This window comes from Citrobacter sp. RHBSTW-01013 (assembly GCF_013781985.1).
In the GTDB taxonomy this organism is placed as follows: domain Bacteria; phylum Pseudomonadota; class Gammaproteobacteria; order Enterobacterales; family Enterobacteriaceae; genus Citrobacter; species Citrobacter braakii.
On record NZ_CP056185.1, the window covers coordinates 5031763 to 5051950 of the forward strand.

The following is a 20188-nucleotide window of genomic DNA, read 5'->3' on the forward strand; positions in this document are numbered from 1 at the left end:
CCTCAAGGGCGCTCTTTCGACAGTACTGAGGTATCTTATTTCAGCAGTTCAGCGGTCATGTGCACGCGGTTGCCGGTGTATGCCTGAGTGATTTTATAATCGCTGGCACCTGCACGTTCAGCCTGAGCGGCAATTTTTGCTTCAGCGCTTTCCAGTGTAGAACCGGTTGCGGTAACTGTCTGAGCAGCGAAAGAACCGAAAGAAGTAGCCAGAGCGATAACTGCGACAAAAGTTTTGATGCTTTTCATGATATAAACCCTTTAACTTAGTTGTTTGATTCAGGCACCGTGCCTTGATGTGATAAATAATAGCCATCTCATCGCACAACTAAAAGCGGAAGGATTTGCCAGTCTTATTCAAATTAATTGAATACTAGTTACTCAGTTATCAGACGCTTGGGATGTGTATAAATCGTCGCCCGGCCCGGTTTGCAAAAACCCACCAGCGTCAGGTTACAGCGTTCGGCAACTTCCACAGCGAGCGTTGTCGCCGCAGAAACAGCAAACAGGATTTCCACGCCGCACATTGCCGACTTCTGCACCATCTCGTAGCTGGCGCGGCTGGAGACTAATACCGCGCCCTGCTGCCAGGTTTCCCCTTCGATCGCACGTCGTCCCAGCAGTTTATCCAGCGCAACATGACGTCCAACATCTTCATGCCCGCCCGCCAGATGACCTGACGGCTGTACCCAGGCAGCCGCGTGCGTGCAGCCTGTCAGTTGCCCAACAGGCTGGAAATCAGGGAGATGCCTTAAGGCGTTATCAAGATGCGCCAGATTGAATGTCTGGGTAAACGGCAGCGGCTGGACCGGTTTGCCAATATCATTAAGTTGCTCCACGCCACAAACACCGCAGCCAGTCCGACCGGCCAGTGCGCGACGACGCTCTTTCAGCCCCATAAAGCGCCGACTGGACAGCTCAACCTGCACTTCTAATCCGTTGCAGGAAGGCACCACGTCCATCCCGTAAATATCTTGCGAGGACTCAATAATGCCTTCAGAAAGTGAAAAACCCATCGCAAAGTGCTCAAGATCTTTCGGTGATGCCATCATCACCACGTGTGAAATCCCGTTGTATACCAGCGCCACAGGCACTTCTTCAGCTACCTCATCTGGCTGAGGATGTTGCAAGTCCTCGCGCTTCCAGAGGGTCAACTGACGAGATCCTGTCGGAGATGTCACATTCTTGATGTTTTCTTGAATAATCTTATTCACTTTCTTTTAACCGTATTGGAACACGCATACCAACATTGTGGTATTCTTTACAAACCCCTCCTGGACGGAGGGAAATTCACCCAATTCTGGACCTTTGCGGTCCCGTCCGCAAAGAAAAATAACAACCACTTCCCTCGCGTTCGCGTTATAGGAAAACGAAGGGAACGTGACAATGTCGAAACAAGGAGCGAACCATGCAGGTCAGCAGAAGGCAGTTCTTTAAGATCTGCGCTGGCGGTATGGCAGGCACCACGGCAGCGGCACTGGGCTTTGCACCCGGCGTAGCGCTAGCGGAAACACGGCAATATAAATTGCTGCGCACCCGCGAAACCCGTAACACCTGCACTTACTGTTCCGTTGGCTGTGGACTGTTAATGTACAGTCTCGGTGACGGAGCAAAAAACGCCAAAGCATCCATCTTCCATATCGAAGGGGACCCGGATCACCCGGTGAACCGTGGCGCACTGTGCCCGAAAGGGGCAGGACTTGTGGACTTCATCCACTCTGAAAGCCGCCTGAAATTCCCGGAATACCGCGCACCTGGCTCTGATAAGTGGCAACAGATTAGCTGGGATGAGGCATTTGACCGCATCGCTAAGCTGATGAAAGAAGACCGCGACGCTAACTACGTTGCACAAAACGCCGAAGGCGTAACCGTTAACCGCTGGCTTTCCACCGGGATGCTGTGTGCTTCCGCTTCCAGTAACGAAACCGGCTATTTAACACAAAAATTCTCCCGCGCGCTTGGTATGCTCGCGGTCGACAACCAGGCACGCGTCTGACACGGACCAACGGTAGCAAGTCTTGCTCCAACATTTGGTCGCGGTGCGATGACCAACCACTGGGTCGACATTAAAAACGCCAACCTCGTTGTGGTGATGGGCGGTAACGCCGCTGAAGCTCACCCGGTCGGGTTCCGCTGGGCGATGGAAGCCAAAATTCACAACGGCGCGAAGCTGATTGTTATCGATCCGCGCTTTACGCGAACCGCGGCAGTGGCTGATTTCTATGCTCCGATTCGTTCCGGTACTGACATTGCTTTCCTGTCAGGCGTTTTGCTGTACCTGCTGAACAACGAAAAATTCAACCGCGAATACACTGAAGCCTATACCAACGCAAGCCTGATCGTGCGTGAGGATTACGGTTTCGAAGATGGCCTGTTTACCGGCTACGACGCGGACAAACGCAAGTATGACAAAACCAGTTGGAACTACGAACTGGATGAAAAAGGCTTCGCCAAACGCGATGTCACCCTGCAACATCCGCACTGCGTATGGAACCTGCTGAAACAGCACGTCTCCCGCTACACGCCGGACGTCGTAGAAAATATCTGCGGTACGCCAAAGGCCGACTTCCTGAAGGTCTGTGAGTACATCGCAGAAACAAGCCGCCCAGATAAAACCGCGTCGTTCCTGTACGCACTGGGCTGGACGCAACACTCCGTTGGTGCGCAGAACATCCGTACCATGGCGATGATCCAGTTGCTGCTGGGCAATATGGGGATGGCAGGCGGCGGCGTTAACGCCCTGCGCGGACACTCTAACATTCAGGGTCTGACCGACTTAGGTCTGCTGTCACAAAGCCTGCCGGGCTATATGACGCTGCCAAGCGAGAAGCAAACTGACCTGCAAACTTACCTTGCCGCCAACACGCCAAAACCGTTGCTGGAAGGCCAGGTGAACTACTGGGGCAACTACCCGAAATTCTTCGTTTCGATGATGAAAGCCTTCTTTGGCGATAAAGCGACAGCGGAAAACAGCTGGGGCTTCGACTGGCTGCCGAAGTGGGATAAAGGGTACGACGTCCTGCAGTACTTCGAGATGATGAACCAAGGCAAAGTGAATGGCTATATCTGCCAGGGCTTTAACCCGGTCGCATCATTCCCGAATAAAAACAAGGTGGTGGCTTCGCTATCCAAACTGAAGTTCCTGGTCACCATCGACCCGCTCAATACAGAGACCTCCACCTTCTGGCAGAACCACGGTGAGTCGAACGATGTTGACCCGTCGAAAATCCAGACCGAAGTCTTCCGTCTGCCGTCCACCTGCTTCGCCGAAGAGAACGGTTCTATCGTCAACTCCGGTCGCTGGCTGCAGTGGCACTGGAAAGGTGCGGATGCCCCAGGGATTGCCGTTACCGATGGTGAAATCCTCGCCGGTATCTTCCTGCGTCTGCGCAAGATGTATGCCGAACAGGGTGGCGCGAACCCGGAACAGGTGCTGAGCATGACCTGGAACTACTCCACACCACACGAACCGGCTTCGGAAGAAGTGGCGATGGAGAGCAACGGTAAAGCCCTGGCCGACATTATCGACCCGGCCACCGGTGCCGTTATCGTCAAGAAAGGCCAACAGCTTAGCTCATTCGCCCAACTGCGTGACGACGGTACCACCTCCAGCGGCTGCTGGATTTTTGCCGGTAGCTGGACGCCGGAAGGCAACCAGATGGCACGTCGCGATAACGCCGATCCGTCAGGCCTTGGCAATACGCTGGGCTGGGCATGGGCGTGGCCGCTCAACCGCCGCATTCTGTATAACCGCGCCTCCGCAGACCCGCAGGGGAATCCGTGGGATCCAAAACGTCAGATCCTGAAATGGGACGGGGCGAAATGGAGCGGGATGGATATTCCAGACTACAGTGCCGCCGCGCCGGGCAGCAACGTTGGGCCGTTCATCATGCAGCCGGAAGGGATGGGACGCCTGTTTGCTATCGATAAGATGGCAGAAGGTCCGTTCCCGGAACACTACGAGCCGTTTGAAACGCCGCTGGGGACTAACCCGCTGCACCCGAACGTTATCTCTAACCCTGCCGCACGTATCTTTAAAGGTGACGCGGAAGCACTGGGTAAAGCGGATAAGTTCCCGTACGTCGGTACGACCTACCGTCTGACCGAGCACTTCCACTACTGGACTAAGCATGCGCTGCTTAACGCTATCGCCCAGCCGGAGCAGTTTGTGGAAATTGGCGAGAAGCTGGCGAGTAAGCTCGGTATCTCTCATGGCGATACCGTCAAAGTCTCCTCTAACCGTGGCTACATTAAAGCCAAAGCGGTAGTGACTAAACGTATTCGCACGTTGAAGGCCAACGGTCAGGATATCGACACTATCGGTATTCCGATTCACTGGGGCTACGAAGGTGTGGCGAAAAAAGGCTTTATCGCTAACACGTTAACGCCATTCGTCGGTGATGCGAACACGCAGACGCCGGAATTTAAGTCCTTCCTCGTGAACGTGGAAAAGGTGTAACGGAGACGACCTATGGCTTATCAATCGCAAGACATCATTCGTCGTTCCGCCACTAACGGTTTCACCCCCGCGCCTCAGGCGCGGGACCATCAGGAAGAGGTGGCGAAGCTTATCGACGTCACCACCTGTATCGGCTGTAAAGCGTGTCAGGTGGCGTGTTCAGAATGGAACGACATCCGTGACGAAGTGGGCAACAACGTTGGGGTGTACGACAACCCGGCTGATTTGACCGCTAAATCCTGGACGGTAATGCGCTTCTCGGAAGTGGAACAAAACGACAAACTGGAGTGGCTAATCCGCAAGGATGGCTGTATGCACTGCGCCGATCCGGGCTGCCTGAAGGCGTGTCCGGCCGAAGGAGCAATCATTCAGTATGCCAACGGTATCGTCGACTTCCAGTCCGAGCAGTGCATCGGCTGTGGCTACTGTATCGCGGGCTGCCCGTTCGACGTGCCGCGCCTCAACCCGGAAGACAACCGCGTTTACAAATGTACGCTGTGCGTTGACCGTGTAGTGGTCGGACAAGAACCAGCCTGCGTGAAAACGTGTCCAACCGGCGCTATTCATTTCGGCACTAAAGAGTCGATGAAAACGCTGGCCGGTGAGCGCGTGGCGGAGCTGAAAACGCGTGGTTACGAAAACGCGGGTCTGTACGATCCGGCAGGCGTTGGCGGTACGCACGTGATGTACGTATTGCACCATGCGGACAAGCCGAATCTGTACCACGGTCTGCCGGAGAACCCGGAAATCAGCGCCACCGTGAAGTTCTGGAAAGGCATCTGGAAACCTCTCGCAGCCGTCGGCTTTGCAGCGACATTTGCGGCCAGTATCTTCCACTACGTCGGCGTAGGCCCGAACCGTGCGGAAGAGGAAGAAGACAATCTGCATGAAGAAAAAGACGAGGTGCGCAAATGAAACGACGTGACACCATCGTGCGCTACACGGCGCCGGAACGCATCAACCACTGGATCACCGCCTTCTGCTTCATTCTGGCGGCAGTGAGCGGGATGGGTTTTCTCTTCCCGTCTTTTAACTGGCTGATGCACATCATGGGCACGCCGCAACTGGCGCGAATTGTGCACCCGTTTGTCGGCGTGATCATGTTTGCCTCGTTTATCATCATGTTTTTCCGTTACTGGCACCACAATCTAATCAATCGGGATGATATCTTTTGGGCGAAGAATATTCGTAAGATTGTCGTCAACGAGGAAGTAGGTGACACGGGACGTTATAACTTCGGCCAGAAATGCGTATTCTGGGCGGCGATTATCTTCCTGGTCCTGTTGCTGGTGAGCGGAGTGGTCATCTGGCGTCCGTATTTTGCGCCTGCTTTCTCAATCCCGGTGATCCGATTCGCGTTAATGCTGCATTCATTTGCCGCAGTAGCGTTAATTGTGGTTATCATGGTGCACATTTACGCCGCCCTTTGGGTGAAAGGCACCATTACCGCGATGGTGGAAGGATGGGTTACCAGCTCATGGGCGAAGAAACATCACCCGCGCTGGTACCGTGAAGTCCGCCAGAAACAGGAAAAGTCATCTGAATGAGTATTCGCATAATCCCGCAAGATGAGCTGGAGAAGAGCGAGAAACGCACGGCGGATATGATTCCGCCGTTATTATTCCCCAGACTCAAAAATTTGTATAACCGCCGCGCTGAACGTCTGCGCGAGCTGGCCGAAAACAACCCGCTGGGTGATTACCTGCGTTTTGCCGCGCTAATCGCTCACGCGCAGGAAGTGGTGTTGTACGACCATCCGCTGCAGATGGATCTGAGCGCTCGCATCAAAGAAGCGAACGATCAGGGCAAACCGCCACTGGATATCCACGTTCTGCCACGCGACAAGCACTGGCAAAAACTGCTGCAATCGCTAATTGCTGAGCTGAAGCCGGAAATGAGCGGCCCTGCGCTGGCCGTGATCGAGAATCTGGAAAAAGCCTCGGAGCAGGAGCTGGAACTGATGGCCAGCGCGCTGTTTGCCTCCGATTTCGCCTCCGTCAGCAGCGACAAAGCACCGTTCATTTGGGCTGCCCTGTCGCTCTACTGGGCGCAGATGGCGAGCCTGATCCCCGGCAAAGCCCGTGCGGAATACGGCGAACAGCGTCAGTACTGCCCGGTGTGTGGTTCAATGCCGGTCTCCAGCATGGTGCAAATCGGTACCACTCAGGGGCTGCGCTATTTGCACTGCAACCTGTGCGAAACTGAGTGGCACGTGGTGCGCGTGAAGTGCAGCAACTGCGAGCAGAGCCGTGATTTGAACTACTGGTCGCTGGATAACGAACAGGCGGCAATTAAAGCTGAAAGCTGCGGCGATTGCGGGACTTACCTGAAGATTCTCTATCAGGAAAAAGACCCGAAAGTCGAGGCCGTAGCCGACGATCTCGCTTCACTGATGCTGGACGCACACATGGAGCAAGAGGGCTTTGCCCGCAGCTCCATCAACCCGTTCCTGTTCCCGGGTGAAGGGGAGTAAGTTCTTCGCACTACCGGGCGGCGCAGGTCGCCCGGGTTATAACGTATACGGTGTGACCACGCCGGATATGCCTGCAAAATCCCTGGTATTACGCGTAACCAGTGTAAGACGATGAATCTGCGCAGTGGCCAAAATGATGGCATCCGGCAATTTCATCCCATATTCCTGCCTGATACTCACGCTTCGTTCAGCAATATCCTGTGAAACACCGATCACATTAAAAGCGCCTAGCGCAACGCGTGTGCGAGATTCCTGATGATATTTTTTTGCGCCCACCATCAACTCCATCCATGTAATGAGGCTGATTGCGTTCTGCGGCGGCCATGTTTCTATCGCTAGTTTTGCTTCACTTCGCCCGCTAAACAGGTCGATGAGGATGTTGGTATCAAAAAGGGCAGATCCTGTGACCATTACCATTCCTCACGGAGTTTACGCTGATAATCAACGCCATCTTCCTCACAACCTTGCCATAGCCCAAGAGCACGTGAAATTGTCGTTTCAGCTTGATCCTGCCTCTCAAGATACTGTTCAACAGCCTCCCGCAAAAGCTCAGCCCGCGGCAGATTACGCTGCACCTTGAGATCATCAAGACGTTTGATCACTTCGTCTGATAAATCGAGTAAAATTCTGCCCATATCCATCCCAGCCATCATACTCACATATACCTCCAGTATATCATTGGCGATTAATTTCCACACAACATACACCCGAGAAAAGCGAGAAAATAGCCTTCACGCGAACGATTTTTACTTTTGCGAGCCGCTTTCCAGAATCGTACACCCCGCCACTTTTCCCATTTTCATTCGTGGTTATCCAGGTTATAAAACTGTATATCCATACAGATAAGGAAAATAATAAATGGCACTGGAAAGCGGGATTGCACAGCTGGTTGAGGCATTTATCGCGGCGGGACGCCCTTCTTCGCGCGAGCAAAATATTGATGACCGGAGAGCAGGCTACATTGCCAGCACGGTACTGGCAGGAGAAACTGAAACCCGCGTACAGGTTGAAGATATTGAACTCGATGCAATGACATTTCGCGTTGTTTCGCCGCGGGACGCCACGGGAAATCTCCCCTGCGTTATCTATTATCACGGTGGCTGCTTTGTCAGTGGTGGATTCGCGACGCATGATAACCAGCTAAGGCAGCTCGCCTGGTACAGCGGCTGTCGAGTCATTGCGGTGCAGTATCGCCTTGCGCCAGAGCATACTTTCCCGGCTGCACATAACGACGCTGAAACGGGAGCCAATATTATCTGGAAGTATGCCCAGAAACTGGGTGTCGACCGCGGCAGAATTACGCTTGCTGGCGACAGCGCGGGCGGGCATCTGGCGCTGGTCACTGCACTGCGCCTGAAAGCTGCCAATCAATGGCAACCTGCGCAGCTTATGCTGATTTACCCGATGCTGGACGCAACCGCCAGGTTTGAGAGCTACGACCGAAATGGGCAGGATTACATTATCACGCGTGACACGTTGCTTTCGGGCTACGAGATGTATTTGCCGCAAACCGACCTGCGGCATCCCGAAGCCAGCCCAGTCTGGCGTGAAGACTTCAACGGTCTGCCGCCCACGCACATCATTACAGCCGAATTCGACCCACTGCGCGATGAGGGTGAGGCCCTGTATCAACGGATCCTGGAGCAGGGCGTGGAGTGTACCTGCCAACGCTATCTTGGCGTTATCCACGGATTTTTCCAGCTGGCAGGAGTGAGCCAGGCGGCACGAAATGTTATGCGAGATGTGGCCTGGCGGCTTGGCCGTTAGGGTTGTTTATGTTTTCGTCCACGGGTGCTATCTTGTGTGAATAGATAACACAAAGGACAAACTTATGCCCAGAACTACCAGCATTACAATTGGCGAGCATCTCGATCGTTTTATTAACGAAATGATTGAAAGTGGGCGCTATGGCTCCACCAGCGAAGTTGTTCGTTCGGCATTGCGTTTGCTGGAGGAACAAGAATTGCGAAATAATGCATTACGCGACGCGCTGGAGGATGGGATACACAGTGGCACAAGCGACCTGACTCTACAGGAGGTCGCGCTCAGGAAGAAGCGCAGTCTGAATGTATAAACTCTCTAATCGGGCAGTCGAAGACTTTGAATCTATCTATGAATACACCTGGAGAAAATTCGGTTATCAACATGCAGATAAATACACGACTGAGATAGAGCAGCTTTTTTTACTATTAGAGAAAAACCCTTTGATGGGTCGCAACAGCTCTGAAATTAAGGAAGGTACCCGTCAATACAACCACCGCCAACATGCAATTTTTTATCAAAATGCGGATTATGGCATTTTCATAATCCGCATTTTACATCAGCAAATGAACCCAATATTGCATTTTAACTAGAGAAACTACTCTTCCTCATTCCCGCCCTCTTCATATGCGCCAAACGGTTTCGCGGGTAGCACAATGTAGGTACCTTCAAACACGACGCCCGGCGTGTCATCGCCAAACACCCCGACCTGCATCTGAACGCGCGCCTTGCGGCCTCTTGCCAGACGGTCCAGGTCACCGCTCAGCGAGCCCAGATCGGCAATAGCGGTAGGTTTCCCGGTAATTGGCCTGCTATATCGGATATGCGCGTCGGCGAGGATTATCGTCCCCCCCAGATGACGCTCGCGCAGCATCAGCCAGATAAGCCCCCAGCCCGTTAACGTCGCCAGTGAAAACAGGCTTCCGGCAAACAGCGTATGGTGCGGGTTCTGATTGCCTGTCTCTGGCATCGTCGTAATAAATTTCTGCCCGGTGTACTGCTGAATGCGCACGCCCATTTTCTCACTCAATGGAATATGTTCGTACCAGGCTTGCTGTAGCTGTCCGCACCAGTCCCCGCGATGGAGAATGTCGTCCAGCGTTGCGATGGGCTTAATCATCAAAAAATGGCGCACCGGCGTGGTTTGCGGCGTGGTAATTTCGCCCTGACTCACAAACCCCAGTTTGGCGAAAAATTCAACCGCATCTTCACGGGCGCTACAGGTTACGCGCTTTACCCCTTCCTGACGCGCCACAGACTCCAGGGTCATCGCCATCAGCGTGCCCAACCCTTTCTCCTGCACTGAGGGGTCAACGGCCATAAAGCGTATGGAGGCTTCGTTATCCGCATTGATATACAGACGCCCGACCGCGACCAGATTTCCCTCTTCGTCCATCACCATCTGGTGATGCGCCATCGCGTCCCAGGCATCCCGTTCGGAGCCTTTGGGCTGGTGCAACGGTTTACGCAACATCTCCCAGCGAAACTGGTAGTAACGCTCCAACTCTTCTTCTGTTTGCGGTACTCGAAGGTGATACATAGTCGTATTCTCTCTTGTTGCCCGCGGCCACACCGGTAGCTGGTTCATACTTGTAACCAGAACGTCACGGGGCCATCATTAACCAGTGAAACCTGCATATCCGCAGCGAATCGACCGGTTTGCGTATTCATTTCCTGTTGGCGGCAACGCTCAACAAAGTATTCATACAGCGCTTCTGCCCGCTCGGGCGCAGCGCCTTTCGAAAACCCCGGGCGCATGCCACGTTCGGTATCTGCCGCCAGCGTGAACTGTGAAACCACCAGCACACTACCACCTGATTGCTGCACGTTGAGGTTCATTTTTCCTTCGGCATCGCTAAAGATTCGATAGCCGAGTACGCGCTCACACAGACGGTTCGCTTTCTGTTCGTCATCATCCCTTTCGACACCTAACAGGACTAAAAGTCCTGGGCCAATTTCACCCGTCACCTCGCCCTCCACGGTGACGCTGGCACGGGTTACGCGCTGAATTAATGCAATCATGGTTGATCTGCTTCTTCTTGTTCTGCGGCTTGTTTAAGTTTGCGGTATTCCCCGAGAGTGACAGTTATTTCCGCGCCTAGCAAGACGATACACCACGTCCAGTATACCCAGACAAATAAAATGGGGATCACCGCCAGGACACCGTAAATGAGCTGATACGACGGGAACATCGTGATGTAGAGCGCAAATCCTTTCTTTCCGGCCTCGAACAACACGGCGGCCACAAAGGCGCCAATAACCGCATCACGATTGGGCACACGCGTAGTCGGTACAATGCTGTAAAGCAGCCAGAACGAGAGCCAGGAAAGCACCAGAGGGAAAATACGCAAGACGTCATCAATCACCGAGTTGAGATCGCTGGCCCAGCGCAATGACAACAAATAAGAGCTGATCGCCAGACTGGCCCCCGCCAGCAGCGGCCCCAGCGTTAAGATCATCCAGTAGACGGCGAAAGAGTAAACTTTGGGACGAGTGCGCTTACTGCGCCAGATAGTATTCAGAGCATTATCAATGGCATACATCAGCAATAACGCCGTGACAATCAGCCCACATGCCCCAACGGCCGTCATTTTGTTCGAGTTGGCGACAAACTGTTCGATATAACGCTGGATGACGTCTCCCGTCGCCGGGATAAAGTTTGCAAAAATAAAATGACGTAGCTGGGCACTGACGTCGGAAAACATCGGAAATGCGGCGAAAAGAGCAAACACAACGGCGATAAGCGGCACTAATGAGAGCAGTGAAACGTAGGCAAGATTCCCTGCCAGCGTCGTCATGTTGTCCTCATCAATCCGCTGCCATAGTAGCTTCAGCCAGGCCCGTACAGGACGCGTATGATGCCTGGCTTGTTGCTGAACATTTTTTAGCATAACAACTTCGCGAAATAGTCAGGAATGGTCGTTTTATCGACGACCTGGATACTGGTAATCCCTAACCGGTTAGCTCCTTCAATATTATCGGCGTTGTCGTCAAAAAAGACCGCATCGTCCGCAGAAAAACCTTCAGACTGCAGGACATGCTGGTAAATCCGCGCTTCCGGTTTTCGCATGCCCAGATCCTGGGAAAGATAAATATGGTCAGCAGCCTGACGAATTTCAGGATATTCATCCGGCCAAAATGTTGTGTGCAGACGGTTAGTATTCGACAAAACGACCACCCGATGCCCCTGCTCACGCAGTTTATGCATGATGTCGATGACTTCAGGGCGCAATGCCACAAAAACGGCCTGCCAGCCGTGAGAGAACTGCTCGTAACTTAGCGGCAGTGCCATGTCATGACATAGCGCCTCGGCAAAGGCTTCATCCGTTATTTCACCTCGCTCATGCTGGTGAAAAGCCTCCCCCATGGTGAAACTTTGCTTCAGCGAGGCCAGCGGTACACGGCTCAGATCGCTCCATGTGCCCAACACGCGGTTGAAGTCGATATCGACAATCACATTACCTAAATCAAAGATATAGAGCATGCCCTTCTCCTTATTCGCCGTGGATGAATAACTGTAGCGGGAAAGGAGAAGTTTGACTATGTGAGAGTGATGGCTTCGAACTTATCGAGCCATCATCTGAGGAATTACACGGCCAAAGCATCATCTTGTGAAGGACTCACCTGCACAATTTCAACCTGTTGTGACTGGAGTAAATTATGCAATGCGGGACCTGGGTATTCATCGGTAAACAGCGCGGTCACCTGAGAGACGTTACCAATTTCTACCGCGGCAGAAGCCGTATATTTCGTATGATCTGCTGCCAGCAGAATGTGTCTTGAGTGCGACATCATCGTTTTCACCACGCTGGCTTCATTGACATCAAACTCCAGCAGCGCGCCATCACTTTCGATCGCGCCAACGCTGGTTACCAGGTAATCGGCCCGAAAATCAGCGACAAATGCCGAGGCAGAAGGACCAATGATGCCACTGTTGTGCGGGCGTAACGTTCCCCCCGGCACCATGACTTCAAAACGTGGATTGTTATAAAGAATGTGCGCCACGCGCAGACTGTTGGTGATAATGCGCAAATGATTATGGTTTAACAGCGAGCGGGCCACCTGCTCAACGGTGGTGCCAATGGTAATAAACACCGTTGACCCATCGGGAATGTAGTCCGCCACCGCTTCCGCGATGGCTTTTTTCTCCTCCGTCCAGGAGACTTCACGCTGCTCAAACGCCGTATTCACCACGCTGGAGGCTCTGCCCGCGCCACCATGATGACGCGTAATTAATCCCTGCTCGCTGAGTTTACGAATATCACGACGCACGGTCTGCGTGGACACGTCCAGCAGGCTGGCCAGCTCGTCGATATTCATATAACCGCGCTCGCTAATCAGCATAAGCAGTTGATCGTGTCGCGGGTTACCGGTCAGTTCGGTAAGACTCATGAAATTTCCTCGAAAAACCATTGCCCTGGCATTTTATACAAAAAGTGACAGAAAAGATCGGGTTTGATCACAGTCAGGGATTCCGGCCCTTCCTCCCGGACGCGTACATTTTAGCGCAGCAACTCCGCTGGCGAACCTGACGGCCTCTTCCGGGAGGTCGCCGCCGGCCAGGCTAAACGCGAGCGCACCGTGGAAAACATCCCCCGCCCCCGTTGTGTCAACAACGTCGACTTTAAATCCAGATTGATGCTGCAACGTATTATTTTTTATCCAGTCGCAGCCTGCACTGCCCCGCGTTACATACACGTGACCATTTGTGAGCGTTTGTGCTTGTTTCAGTCCGGCTTCAGGATCGTTTATCCCGGTTAAACGCGCCAGACCGGGTTCAGAAAACGCAGCATGATCGCTTAATGCCACCAACTCGCGGATATCTTGTGGCGTTACGTCACCATCCAGTACCGTCATCACTCCCGCCCGACGTGCCAATGTGAACGCCTGCCTGGCCCCTTCGTGCCAGCGAACATCCGCCAACACCACATCCCACTGGGTAAAATCGATCTCATTGAGCCAGTCAGCATCATGCAGTAAATCCGGGCTGGGATAGTTAACGATAATCCGTTCCCCTTGCGCATCAACCATAATTGCCGATTGTGAAGACTTCGCCCCCGCGTAGCGCCGGGAATAGCGGGTATTTACCCCCAGGGACTCCAGCTCCGCCAGCAAGCTATTTCCGGTGTCGTCATCGCCCACACGGCCAATAAAGTCCACCTGCGCGCCCAGCTTCGCTGCAGCCACTGCGGCCGTTGCAGCAGGCCCGCCGCCCACTTCCGTATAACGCTTCGCCACATACTTACCTCCTTCAGTCGGTAAACCTTCCACGTAATAGATGCGATCCATCACGGCAATACCTACACAAGCAATACGAATCATGGTCGTTCCTTAGGCGTTTCAAGATGGGATCATTTTAATTTCACAAAATGTTTAAAAAGTGACGGCTGTCAATTTTTTGACCATAAATTACAAATACGATCAAAAACAGACAGAAACAAACGACCTTAAATGACAAAAAATGACATCCACGTCTCAGGAGAACGTTATGGCAGTTATAGCATTTATCGGATTAGGTCAGATGGGTTCACCCATGGCGAGCAACTTGCTGAAGCAGGGTCATCAACTCAGCGTCTTTGACGTTAACCCGGATGCCGTTCAGCGCCTGGTGGAAAAAGGAGCACAGCCTGCCAGTAGCCCGGCTCAGGCAGCAAAAGGTGCAGAATTTGTCATCACCATGCTGCCAAACGGCGATCTGGTGCGCAGCGTATTGTTCGGCGAGCAGGGTATTTGCGAAAGCCTCTCCCTGCAGGCGTTAGTAATTGATATGTCGACTATTCACCCACTGCAAACCGATAAACTCATCGCCGATATGCGTGCCAAAGGCTTCGATATGATGGATTGCCCGGTTGGACGCACCTCCGATCACGCCATAGCGGGAACGCTGTTGCTGCTGGCAGGTGGAACGGCACAGCAGGTAGAACGCGCCACACCGGTTCTGATGGCGATGGGTAATGAATTGATCAATGCAGGTGGTCCCGGCATGGGGATCCGCGTGAAGCTCATCAACAACTACATGAGTATCGCGCTAAACGCCCTCTCTGCCGAAGCCGCCGTGTTGTGCGAGGCACTTGGTCTCTCCTTCGATGTGGCTTTGCAAGTCATGAGCGGCACCCCCGCCGGAAAAGGCCACTTTACTACCTCCTGGCCGAACAAAGTGCTGAAAGGCGATCTTTCCCCGGCTTTCATGATCGATTTAGCTCACAAGGATCTTGGCATCGCCCTGGACGTTGCCAACCAATTGCACGTGCCGATGCCGCTCGGCGCCGCTTCCCGCGAAGTCTATAACCAGGCACGCGCCGCTGGCCGTGGCCGGGAAGACTGGACCGCAATACTCGAGCAGGTTCGGACATCTGCCGGACTGAATTCCCAACTTTGATAAGTAAAAGGACTGAACAATGACCAAGTACACCCTGAAAGATATCACCCGAGCTTCCGGCGGGTTTGCCATGCTGGCGGTCGATCAGCGCGAAGCCATGCGCTTAATGTTTGCCGCCGCGGGTGCAAAATCCCCGGTCAATGACAGCGTGCTGACCGATTTCAAAGTCAATGCGGCGAAGATCCTTTCCCCCTATGCCTCCGCCATTCTGGTCGATCAGCAGTTCTGCTACCGCCAGGTTGTAGAGCAAAACGCGGTCGCCAAAAACTGCGCCATGATTGTGGCCGCTGATGAGTTCATTCCGGGTAACGGTATTCCGGTCGATAGCGTGGTGATTGATAAAAAAATCGACCCGCAGACCGTGAAGCAAGATGGTGCCAAGGCCCTCAAACTGCTGGTGCTGTGGCGTAGCGATGAAGATGCCCAACAACGTCTTGATATGGTGGGAGAATTCAATGAACTATGCCATTCCAATGGTCTGCTGAGCATCATCGAGCCGGTTGTTCGCCCACCACGTCGTGGCGATAAGTTCGATCGTGAACAAGCCATTATCGATGCCGCGAAAGAACTGGGTGATAGCGGTGCCGATCTCTACAAGGTCGAAATGCCTCTGTACGGCAAAGGAACCCAACAAGAGCTGCTTAGCGCCTCTCAGCGCCTGAATGAAAACATCAACATGCCGTGGGTCATTCTCTCCTCCGGTGTGGATGAAAAACTGTTCCCACGCGCGGTCAGCGTAGCAATGACCGCTGGCGCATCCGGCTTCCTGGCCGGACGTGCGGTCTGGTCATCCGTGGTTGGCCTGCCGGATACCGAACTGATGCTGCGTGATGTTTCCGCACCTAAGTTGCAGCGTCTGGGCGATATCGTCGATGAAATGATGGCCCGGCGCTAAGAGGATCTCAGAATGAAATGGTTTAACACCCTAAGCCACAACCGCTGGCTGGAGCAGGAAACAGACCGCATCTTTAACTTTGGTAAGAACGCTGCGGTACCTACCGGATTTGGCTGGCTGGGAAACAGTGGTCAGGTCAGAGCAGATATGGGGACACATCTGTGGATCACCGCCCGCATGCTGCACGTCTACTCCGTTGCCGCGTCAATGGGACGGCCTGGCGCATACCAACTCGTCGATCACGGCATTAAAGCGCTGAACGGTGCGCTACGCGACACACGCTACGGCGGTTGGTACGCCTGCGTGAATGACGAAGGCGTGATGGACGCCTCCAAGCAGGGTTATCAGCATTTCTTCGTCTTGCTCGGCGCGGCAAGCGCGGTCACAACCGGTCATCCACAGGCCAGACAATTGTTGGATGATGCCATCGAGGTGATTGAAAAGTACTTCTGGAGCGAAGACGAGCAGATGTGCCTGGAGTCCTGGGACGAAGCCTTCAGCCAGACGGAAGATTACCGTGGCGGTAATGCCAACATGCACGCGGTCGAGGCTTTCCTGATCGTTTATGACGTTACCCATGACCGTAAATGGCTCGATCGCGCACTGCGAATTGCTTCGGTGATTATTCACGACGTGGCCCGCAGCGGGGAGTATCGCGTCAACGAGCACTTCGATTCACAGTGGAACCCAATTTGTGATTACAACAAGGATAACCCTGCTCACCGTTTCCGCGCATACGGCGGCACGCCGGGCCACTGGATCGAATGGGGCCGTCTGATGCTGCATCTGCATGCCGCGTTGGAAGCCCGCTTCGAAACGCCTCCCGCCTGGCTGCTGGAAGATGCCAAAGGCTTGTTCCACGCCACCATCCGTGATGCCTGGGCACCGGACGGTGCGGATGGTTTTGTCTATTCGGTGGACTGGGACGGTAAACCAATCGTTCGCGAAAGAGTGCGTTGGCCGATAGTCGAAGCCATGGGTACCGCCTATGCCTTGTATACCCTCACCGGCGACAGCCAGTACGAAGCCTGGTACCAGAAGTGGTGGGATTACTGCATCACCTATCTGATGGACTACGAGACCGGTTCATGGTGGCAGGAGTTGGACACCGACAACAAAGTGACCACCAAAGTCTGGGACGGTAAGCAGGACATTTATCACCTGCTGCACTGCCTGGTAATCCCGCGTCTACCGCTGGCTCCGGGCCTTGCTCCGGCGGTTGCTGCCGGTCTTCTGGATATCAACGCCAAATAAGTCACAAGGATAGCAGCCATGCATAGTGGTGGAAAAACCATTCATCTTCAGGCCGGACACTACGAGGCGAAAATCGTCACGGTTGGCGCTGGGCTGGCAGAATTGATGCATCGTGGACGTCACATCGTTATTCCACATAAGCCGGAAGAGATGCCGCAGGCGCATTTAGGAAAAGTGTTAGTCCCATGGCCAAACCGCGTTGCAGACGGCTGCTATCAACATAACGGCAAGACCTTCCAGCTTGCCGTTAACGACCCTGTTTCGCATACCGCCATTCATGGGCTGTTGGCCTGGCGAGACTGGCAGATTAACCAGCAGTCGGCATCGGAAGTGTCGCTGATGATTTTTCTGCCGCCCTCTTATGGTTATCCCTTTGCGCTGGTTTCAGAGGTGATTTACCGACTCGGGGCAGACTGTGGATTGCACGTGTTTATTCGTACACAGAATGTGGGAGATGAAATCGCACCGTATGGCGCGGGAGCACATCCTTACTTGACCTGCAATCTACACCCCATCGATGGCTGTGAATTAACGCTTCCGGCGAGTGAAGAAACATGTGGTGAACGGGATTTCACCACGCCGCGACTCATTGCGCAGACCACTATCGATCATACGTTCAGGACGTTGCCACCTGATGCAGAGTGGGAAGTCAGGATAACCAGTCAATCGCAAAACATGTCCACCTTTTTACGCAGCCACCAGCCCTGGCTGCAGATATATACCGGCGAGAAATTAGCAAGGCGCGGCCTGGCAGTTGAACCGATGACCTGCCCGCCAGACGCCTTTAACTCCGGAATTAGCCTGATTCATCTCGCGCCCGGAGAAGCGCATCAGATGCATTTTTTAATCGGCAGTGAATAACAGTTTTCCGACAAATTACCGAATTACCCTATTTTTACGGAGACGATAATGAATTCGCTACAACAACGGTCAACCGCTTTAGAACTAACGACGTTACAGAATGGCTTTACGCTGACATACCACCAGCGCCTGATTTTACGTCACAGCACAGAAACCCCCTGCCTGTGGATCGGCGCTGGCGTTGCCGATATTGATATGTTCCGCGGCAACTTCAGCATTAAAGACAAGCTCAATGAGAAGATTGCCCTGACCGACGCCACGGTCAGCGAGTCGCCTGACGGCTGGCAGGTGCATTTCAGTCGCGGTAACACCATCAACGCCACGCTGCACATCTCCACCGATGAACAGGGTCGCCTGAAGCTGGATCTGCACAACGATGACCTCAGCCATAACCGCATCTGGCTGCGTCTGGCTGCCAACCCGGACGATCATATTTACGGCTGCGGTGAACAGTTCTCTTATTTCGACTTACGCGGTAAACCGTTCCCACTGTGGACCAGCGAACAGGGCGTGGGCCGTAACAAAAATAGCTATGTCACCTGGCAGGCAGACTGCAAAGAAAATGCCGGTGGTGACTACTACTGGACCTTTTTCCCGCAGCCGACCTTCGTCAGCACGCAGAAGTACTACTGCCACGTTGATAACAGCTGCTATATGAATTTCGACTTCAGCGCACCGGAGTATCACGAACTGGCATTGTGGGAGGACAAAACCACTCTACGATTTGAATGCGCTGACACCTACATCTCTTTACTGGAAAAACTAACCGCGCTGTTAGGACGCCAGCCGGAGCTGCCGGACTGGATCTACGATGGCGTCACGCTCGGTATTCAAGGCGGTACTGAGGTTTGCCAGAACAAACTGGACACCATGCGTAACGCAGGCGTGAAAGTAAACGGCATCTGGGCGCAGGACTGGTCCGGGATCCGCATGACCTCCTTTGGCAAACGCGTGATGTGGAACTGGAAGTGGAACAGCGACAACTATCCTCAGTTGGATAGCCGTATTAAGCAGTGGAAAGAAGAAGGCGTGCAATTCCTCTCCTACATCAACCCGTACGTCGCCAGCGATAAAGATCTCTGCGCTGAAGCGGCTGCGCACGGTTATCTGGCGAAACATTCCTCTGGCGCTGACTATCTGGTTGAGTTTGGCGAGTTTTATGGCGGCGTGGTGGACCTGACCAACCCTGAAGCCTACGCCTGGTTCAAAGAAGTCATCAAAAAGAACATGATTGAGCTGGGATGCGGCGGTTGGATGGCCGACTTTGGCGAATACCTGCCAACCGACACTTACCTGCACAATGGCATTAGCGCTGAAATTATGCATAACGCCTGGCCTGCGCTGTGGGCGAAATGTAACTACGAAGCGTTACAGGAGACTGGCAAGCTCGGCGAGATCCTGTTCTTTATGCGTGCGGGTTACACCGGCAGCCAGAAATACTCCACCATGATGTGGGCAGGCGATCAGAACGTTGACTGGAGCCTTGACGACGGTCTGGCTTCCGTCGTTCCTGCAGCGCTGTCACTGGCGATGAGCGGTCATGGTCTGCACCACAGCGATATCGGCGGCTACACCACCCTATTTGAAATGAAACGCAGCAAAGAGCTGCTGCTGCGCTGGTGTGACTTTAGCGCCTTCACGCCGATGATGCGCACCCACGAAGGTAACCGCCCTGGCGATAACTGGCAGTTTGATGGTGATGCTGAAACCATCGCCCACTTTGCTCGTATGACCACCGTCTTTACCACCCTTAAACCGTACCTGAAACAGGCAGTCGCACAAAACAGCGCTACCGGTCTGCCGGTGATGCGTCCGCTATTCCTACATTACGAAGACGATGCGCGGACCTACACCCTGAAATATCAGTACCTACTGGGACAGGATGTGCTGGTTGCGCCGGTTCACGAACAAGGCCAGCAAAACTGGACTCTGTATCTGCCGGAGGATAGCTGGGTCAACATCTGGACCGGGGAAACTTACCAGGGCGGTGAAATTACCGTGGATGCGCCTATTGGCAAGCCTCCGGTGTTTTATCGCGCGAAGAGTGAATGGGCGTCACTGTTTGCCACTTTACGCAACATCTAATGCGGCTCGCCCGCGGGGAAAC

Annotated in this window: 22 protein-coding genes; 12 read left to right on the plus strand and 10 right to left on the minus strand. The window is 53.6% G+C overall.

Features of this window, described 5'->3' with window-relative positions:
• Positions 1-35: 35 nt before the first annotated feature.
• Complete coding sequence (locus HV350_RS24105) at positions 36-248, minus strand: DUF1471 domain-containing protein (RefSeq protein WP_003825262.1); 213 nt, start codon at positions 246-248, stop codon at positions 36-38.
• 128 nt (positions 249-376) lie between these two features.
• Positions 377-1213, minus strand: coding sequence for a formate dehydrogenase accessory sulfurtransferase FdhD (gene fdhD / locus HV350_RS24110; RefSeq protein ID WP_181629487.1), 837 nt, complete (start codon positions 1211-1213; stop codon positions 377-379).
• A gap of 194 nt (positions 1214-1407) precedes the next feature.
• On the opposite strand from fdhD, the gene fdnG reads away from it, so the two are divergent.
• Genes fdnG through fdhE form a run of 4 tightly spaced genes read left to right on the plus strand, consistent with a single transcriptional unit; the run spans position 1408 to position 6931 of the window.
• A complete protein-coding gene (gene fdnG / locus HV350_RS24115; protein WP_181629489.1) occupies positions 1408-4458 on the plus strand; it encodes a formate dehydrogenase-N subunit alpha in 3051 nt (1016 codons plus the stop codon).
• 12 nt (positions 4459-4470) lie between these two features.
• On the plus strand, positions 4471-5373 hold the full coding sequence (fdoH, locus tag HV350_RS24120; protein ID WP_003028691.1) for a formate dehydrogenase O subunit beta: 903 nt from the start codon (positions 4471-4473) through the stop codon (positions 5371-5373).
• Positions 5370-6005: a formate dehydrogenase cytochrome b556 subunit gene (gene fdoI, locus HV350_RS24125; protein WP_003028686.1), complete on the plus strand. Its 636-nt coding sequence runs from the start codon at positions 5370-5372 to the stop codon at positions 6003-6005. Before fdoH ends, fdoI begins: the two co-directional genes overlap by 4 nt.
• Entirely contained in the window at positions 6002-6931 is a 930-nt protein-coding gene (gene fdhE, locus HV350_RS24130; RefSeq protein WP_181629491.1) for a formate dehydrogenase accessory protein FdhE, read from the plus strand. The genes fdoI and fdhE overlap by 4 nt, the downstream gene beginning before the upstream one ends.
• Before the next feature lie 36 nt (positions 6932-6967).
• Here fdhE and HV350_RS24135 read toward each other — a convergent pair whose 3' ends face one another.
• Both HV350_RS24135 and HV350_RS24140 read right to left on the minus strand, forming a co-directional pair.
• A complete protein-coding gene (locus HV350_RS24135) occupies positions 6968-7342 on the minus strand; it encodes a type II toxin-antitoxin system VapC family toxin (protein ID WP_016155182.1) in 375 nt (124 codons plus the stop codon).
• Entirely contained in the window at positions 7342-7584 is a 243-nt protein-coding gene (locus HV350_RS24140) for a CopG family transcriptional regulator (protein ID WP_016155181.1), read from the minus strand. Before HV350_RS24140 ends, HV350_RS24135 begins: the two co-directional genes overlap by 1 nt.
• Positions 7585-7789: 205 nt before the next feature.
• Here HV350_RS24140 and HV350_RS24145 point away from each other — a divergent pair, with 205 nt between their 5' ends.
• The 3 genes from HV350_RS24145 to HV350_RS24155 all read left to right on the plus strand — a co-directional run bounded on the left by HV350_RS24145 (position 7790) and on the right by HV350_RS24155 (position 9285).
• Positions 7790-8698, plus strand: coding sequence for an alpha/beta hydrolase (locus HV350_RS24145; RefSeq protein ID WP_181626727.1), 909 nt, complete (start codon positions 7790-7792; stop codon positions 8696-8698).
• 64 nt (positions 8699-8762) lie between these two features.
• Positions 8763-9005 carry a type II toxin-antitoxin system ParD family antitoxin gene (locus HV350_RS24150; protein ID WP_016155179.1) on the plus strand — a complete coding sequence of 81 codons (243 nt, stop codon included), beginning with the start codon at positions 8763-8765 and terminating at the stop codon, positions 9003-9005.
• Positions 8998-9285 (plus strand): type II toxin-antitoxin system RelE/ParE family toxin, encoded by a 288-nt coding sequence (locus HV350_RS24155; protein ID WP_047415626.1) that lies wholly within the window; start codon positions 8998-9000, stop codon positions 9283-9285. Before HV350_RS24150 ends, HV350_RS24155 begins: the two co-directional genes overlap by 8 nt.
• A 5-nt stretch (positions 9286-9290) precedes the next feature.
• On the opposite strand, the gene fabY is transcribed toward HV350_RS24155, so the two are convergent.
• The 6 genes from fabY to HV350_RS24185 all read right to left on the minus strand — a co-directional run bounded on the left by fabY (position 9291) and on the right by HV350_RS24185 (position 14014).
• The gene (gene fabY, locus HV350_RS24160; protein WP_049282313.1) at positions 9291-10232 is read right to left on the minus strand and encodes a fatty acid biosynthesis protein FabY; all 942 of its coding nucleotides are present in this window, start codon (positions 10230-10232) and stop codon (positions 9291-9293) included.
• A 44-nt stretch (positions 10233-10276) separates the two neighbouring features.
• Positions 10277-10714 carry a D-aminoacyl-tRNA deacylase gene (gene dtd / locus HV350_RS24165; RefSeq protein ID WP_003028671.1) on the minus strand — a complete coding sequence of 146 codons (438 nt, stop codon included), beginning with the start codon at positions 10712-10714 and terminating at the stop codon, positions 10277-10279.
• Positions 10711-11583 (minus strand): virulence factor BrkB family protein, encoded by an 873-nt coding sequence (locus HV350_RS24170; RefSeq protein WP_019077938.1) that lies wholly within the window; start codon positions 11581-11583, stop codon positions 10711-10713. The genes dtd and HV350_RS24170 overlap by 4 nt, the downstream gene beginning before the upstream one ends.
• The gene (yihX, locus tag HV350_RS24175) at positions 11577-12176 is read right to left on the minus strand and encodes a glucose-1-phosphatase (protein ID WP_016157873.1); all 600 of its coding nucleotides are present in this window, start codon (positions 12174-12176) and stop codon (positions 11577-11579) included. The genes HV350_RS24170 and yihX overlap by 7 nt, the downstream gene beginning before the upstream one ends.
• A 104-nt stretch (positions 12177-12280) precedes the next feature.
• Positions 12281-13084, minus strand: a complete 804-nt coding sequence (locus HV350_RS24180; RefSeq protein WP_016155173.1) for a DeoR/GlpR family DNA-binding transcription regulator — start codon at positions 13082-13084, stop codon at positions 12281-12283.
• 33 nt (positions 13085-13117) lie between these two features.
• Positions 13118-14014, minus strand: a complete 897-nt coding sequence (locus tag HV350_RS24185; protein WP_104651901.1) for a sugar kinase — start codon at positions 14012-14014, stop codon at positions 13118-13120.
• 166 nt (positions 14015-14180) lie between these two features.
• Between HV350_RS24185 and yihU the strand changes: the two genes are divergently transcribed.
• Genes yihU through HV350_RS24210 form a run of 5 tightly spaced genes read left to right on the plus strand, consistent with a single transcriptional unit; the run spans position 14181 to position 20166 of the window.
• Complete coding sequence (yihU, locus tag HV350_RS24190; RefSeq protein WP_047415632.1) at positions 14181-15071, plus strand: sulfolactaldehyde 3-reductase; 891 nt, start codon at positions 14181-14183, stop codon at positions 15069-15071.
• Between the two features lie 19 nt (positions 15072-15090).
• Positions 15091-15966 (plus strand): sulfofructosephosphate aldolase, encoded by an 876-nt coding sequence (gene yihT, locus HV350_RS24195; RefSeq protein ID WP_016155170.1) that lies wholly within the window; start codon positions 15091-15093, stop codon positions 15964-15966.
• Between the two features lie 12 nt (positions 15967-15978).
• On the plus strand, positions 15979-17220 hold the full coding sequence (yihS, locus tag HV350_RS24200; protein WP_181629493.1) for a sulfoquinovose isomerase: 1242 nt from the start codon (positions 15979-15981) through the stop codon (positions 17218-17220).
• 18 nt (positions 17221-17238) lie between these two features.
• Entirely contained in the window at positions 17239-18081 is an 843-nt protein-coding gene (locus HV350_RS24205; RefSeq protein ID WP_181629495.1) for an aldose-1-epimerase, read from the plus strand.
• A 48-nt stretch (positions 18082-18129) separates the two neighbouring features.
• Complete coding sequence (locus HV350_RS24210) at positions 18130-20166, plus strand: alpha-glucosidase (protein WP_181629496.1); 2037 nt, start codon at positions 18130-18132, stop codon at positions 20164-20166.
• Positions 20167-20188 lie beyond the last annotated feature (22 nt).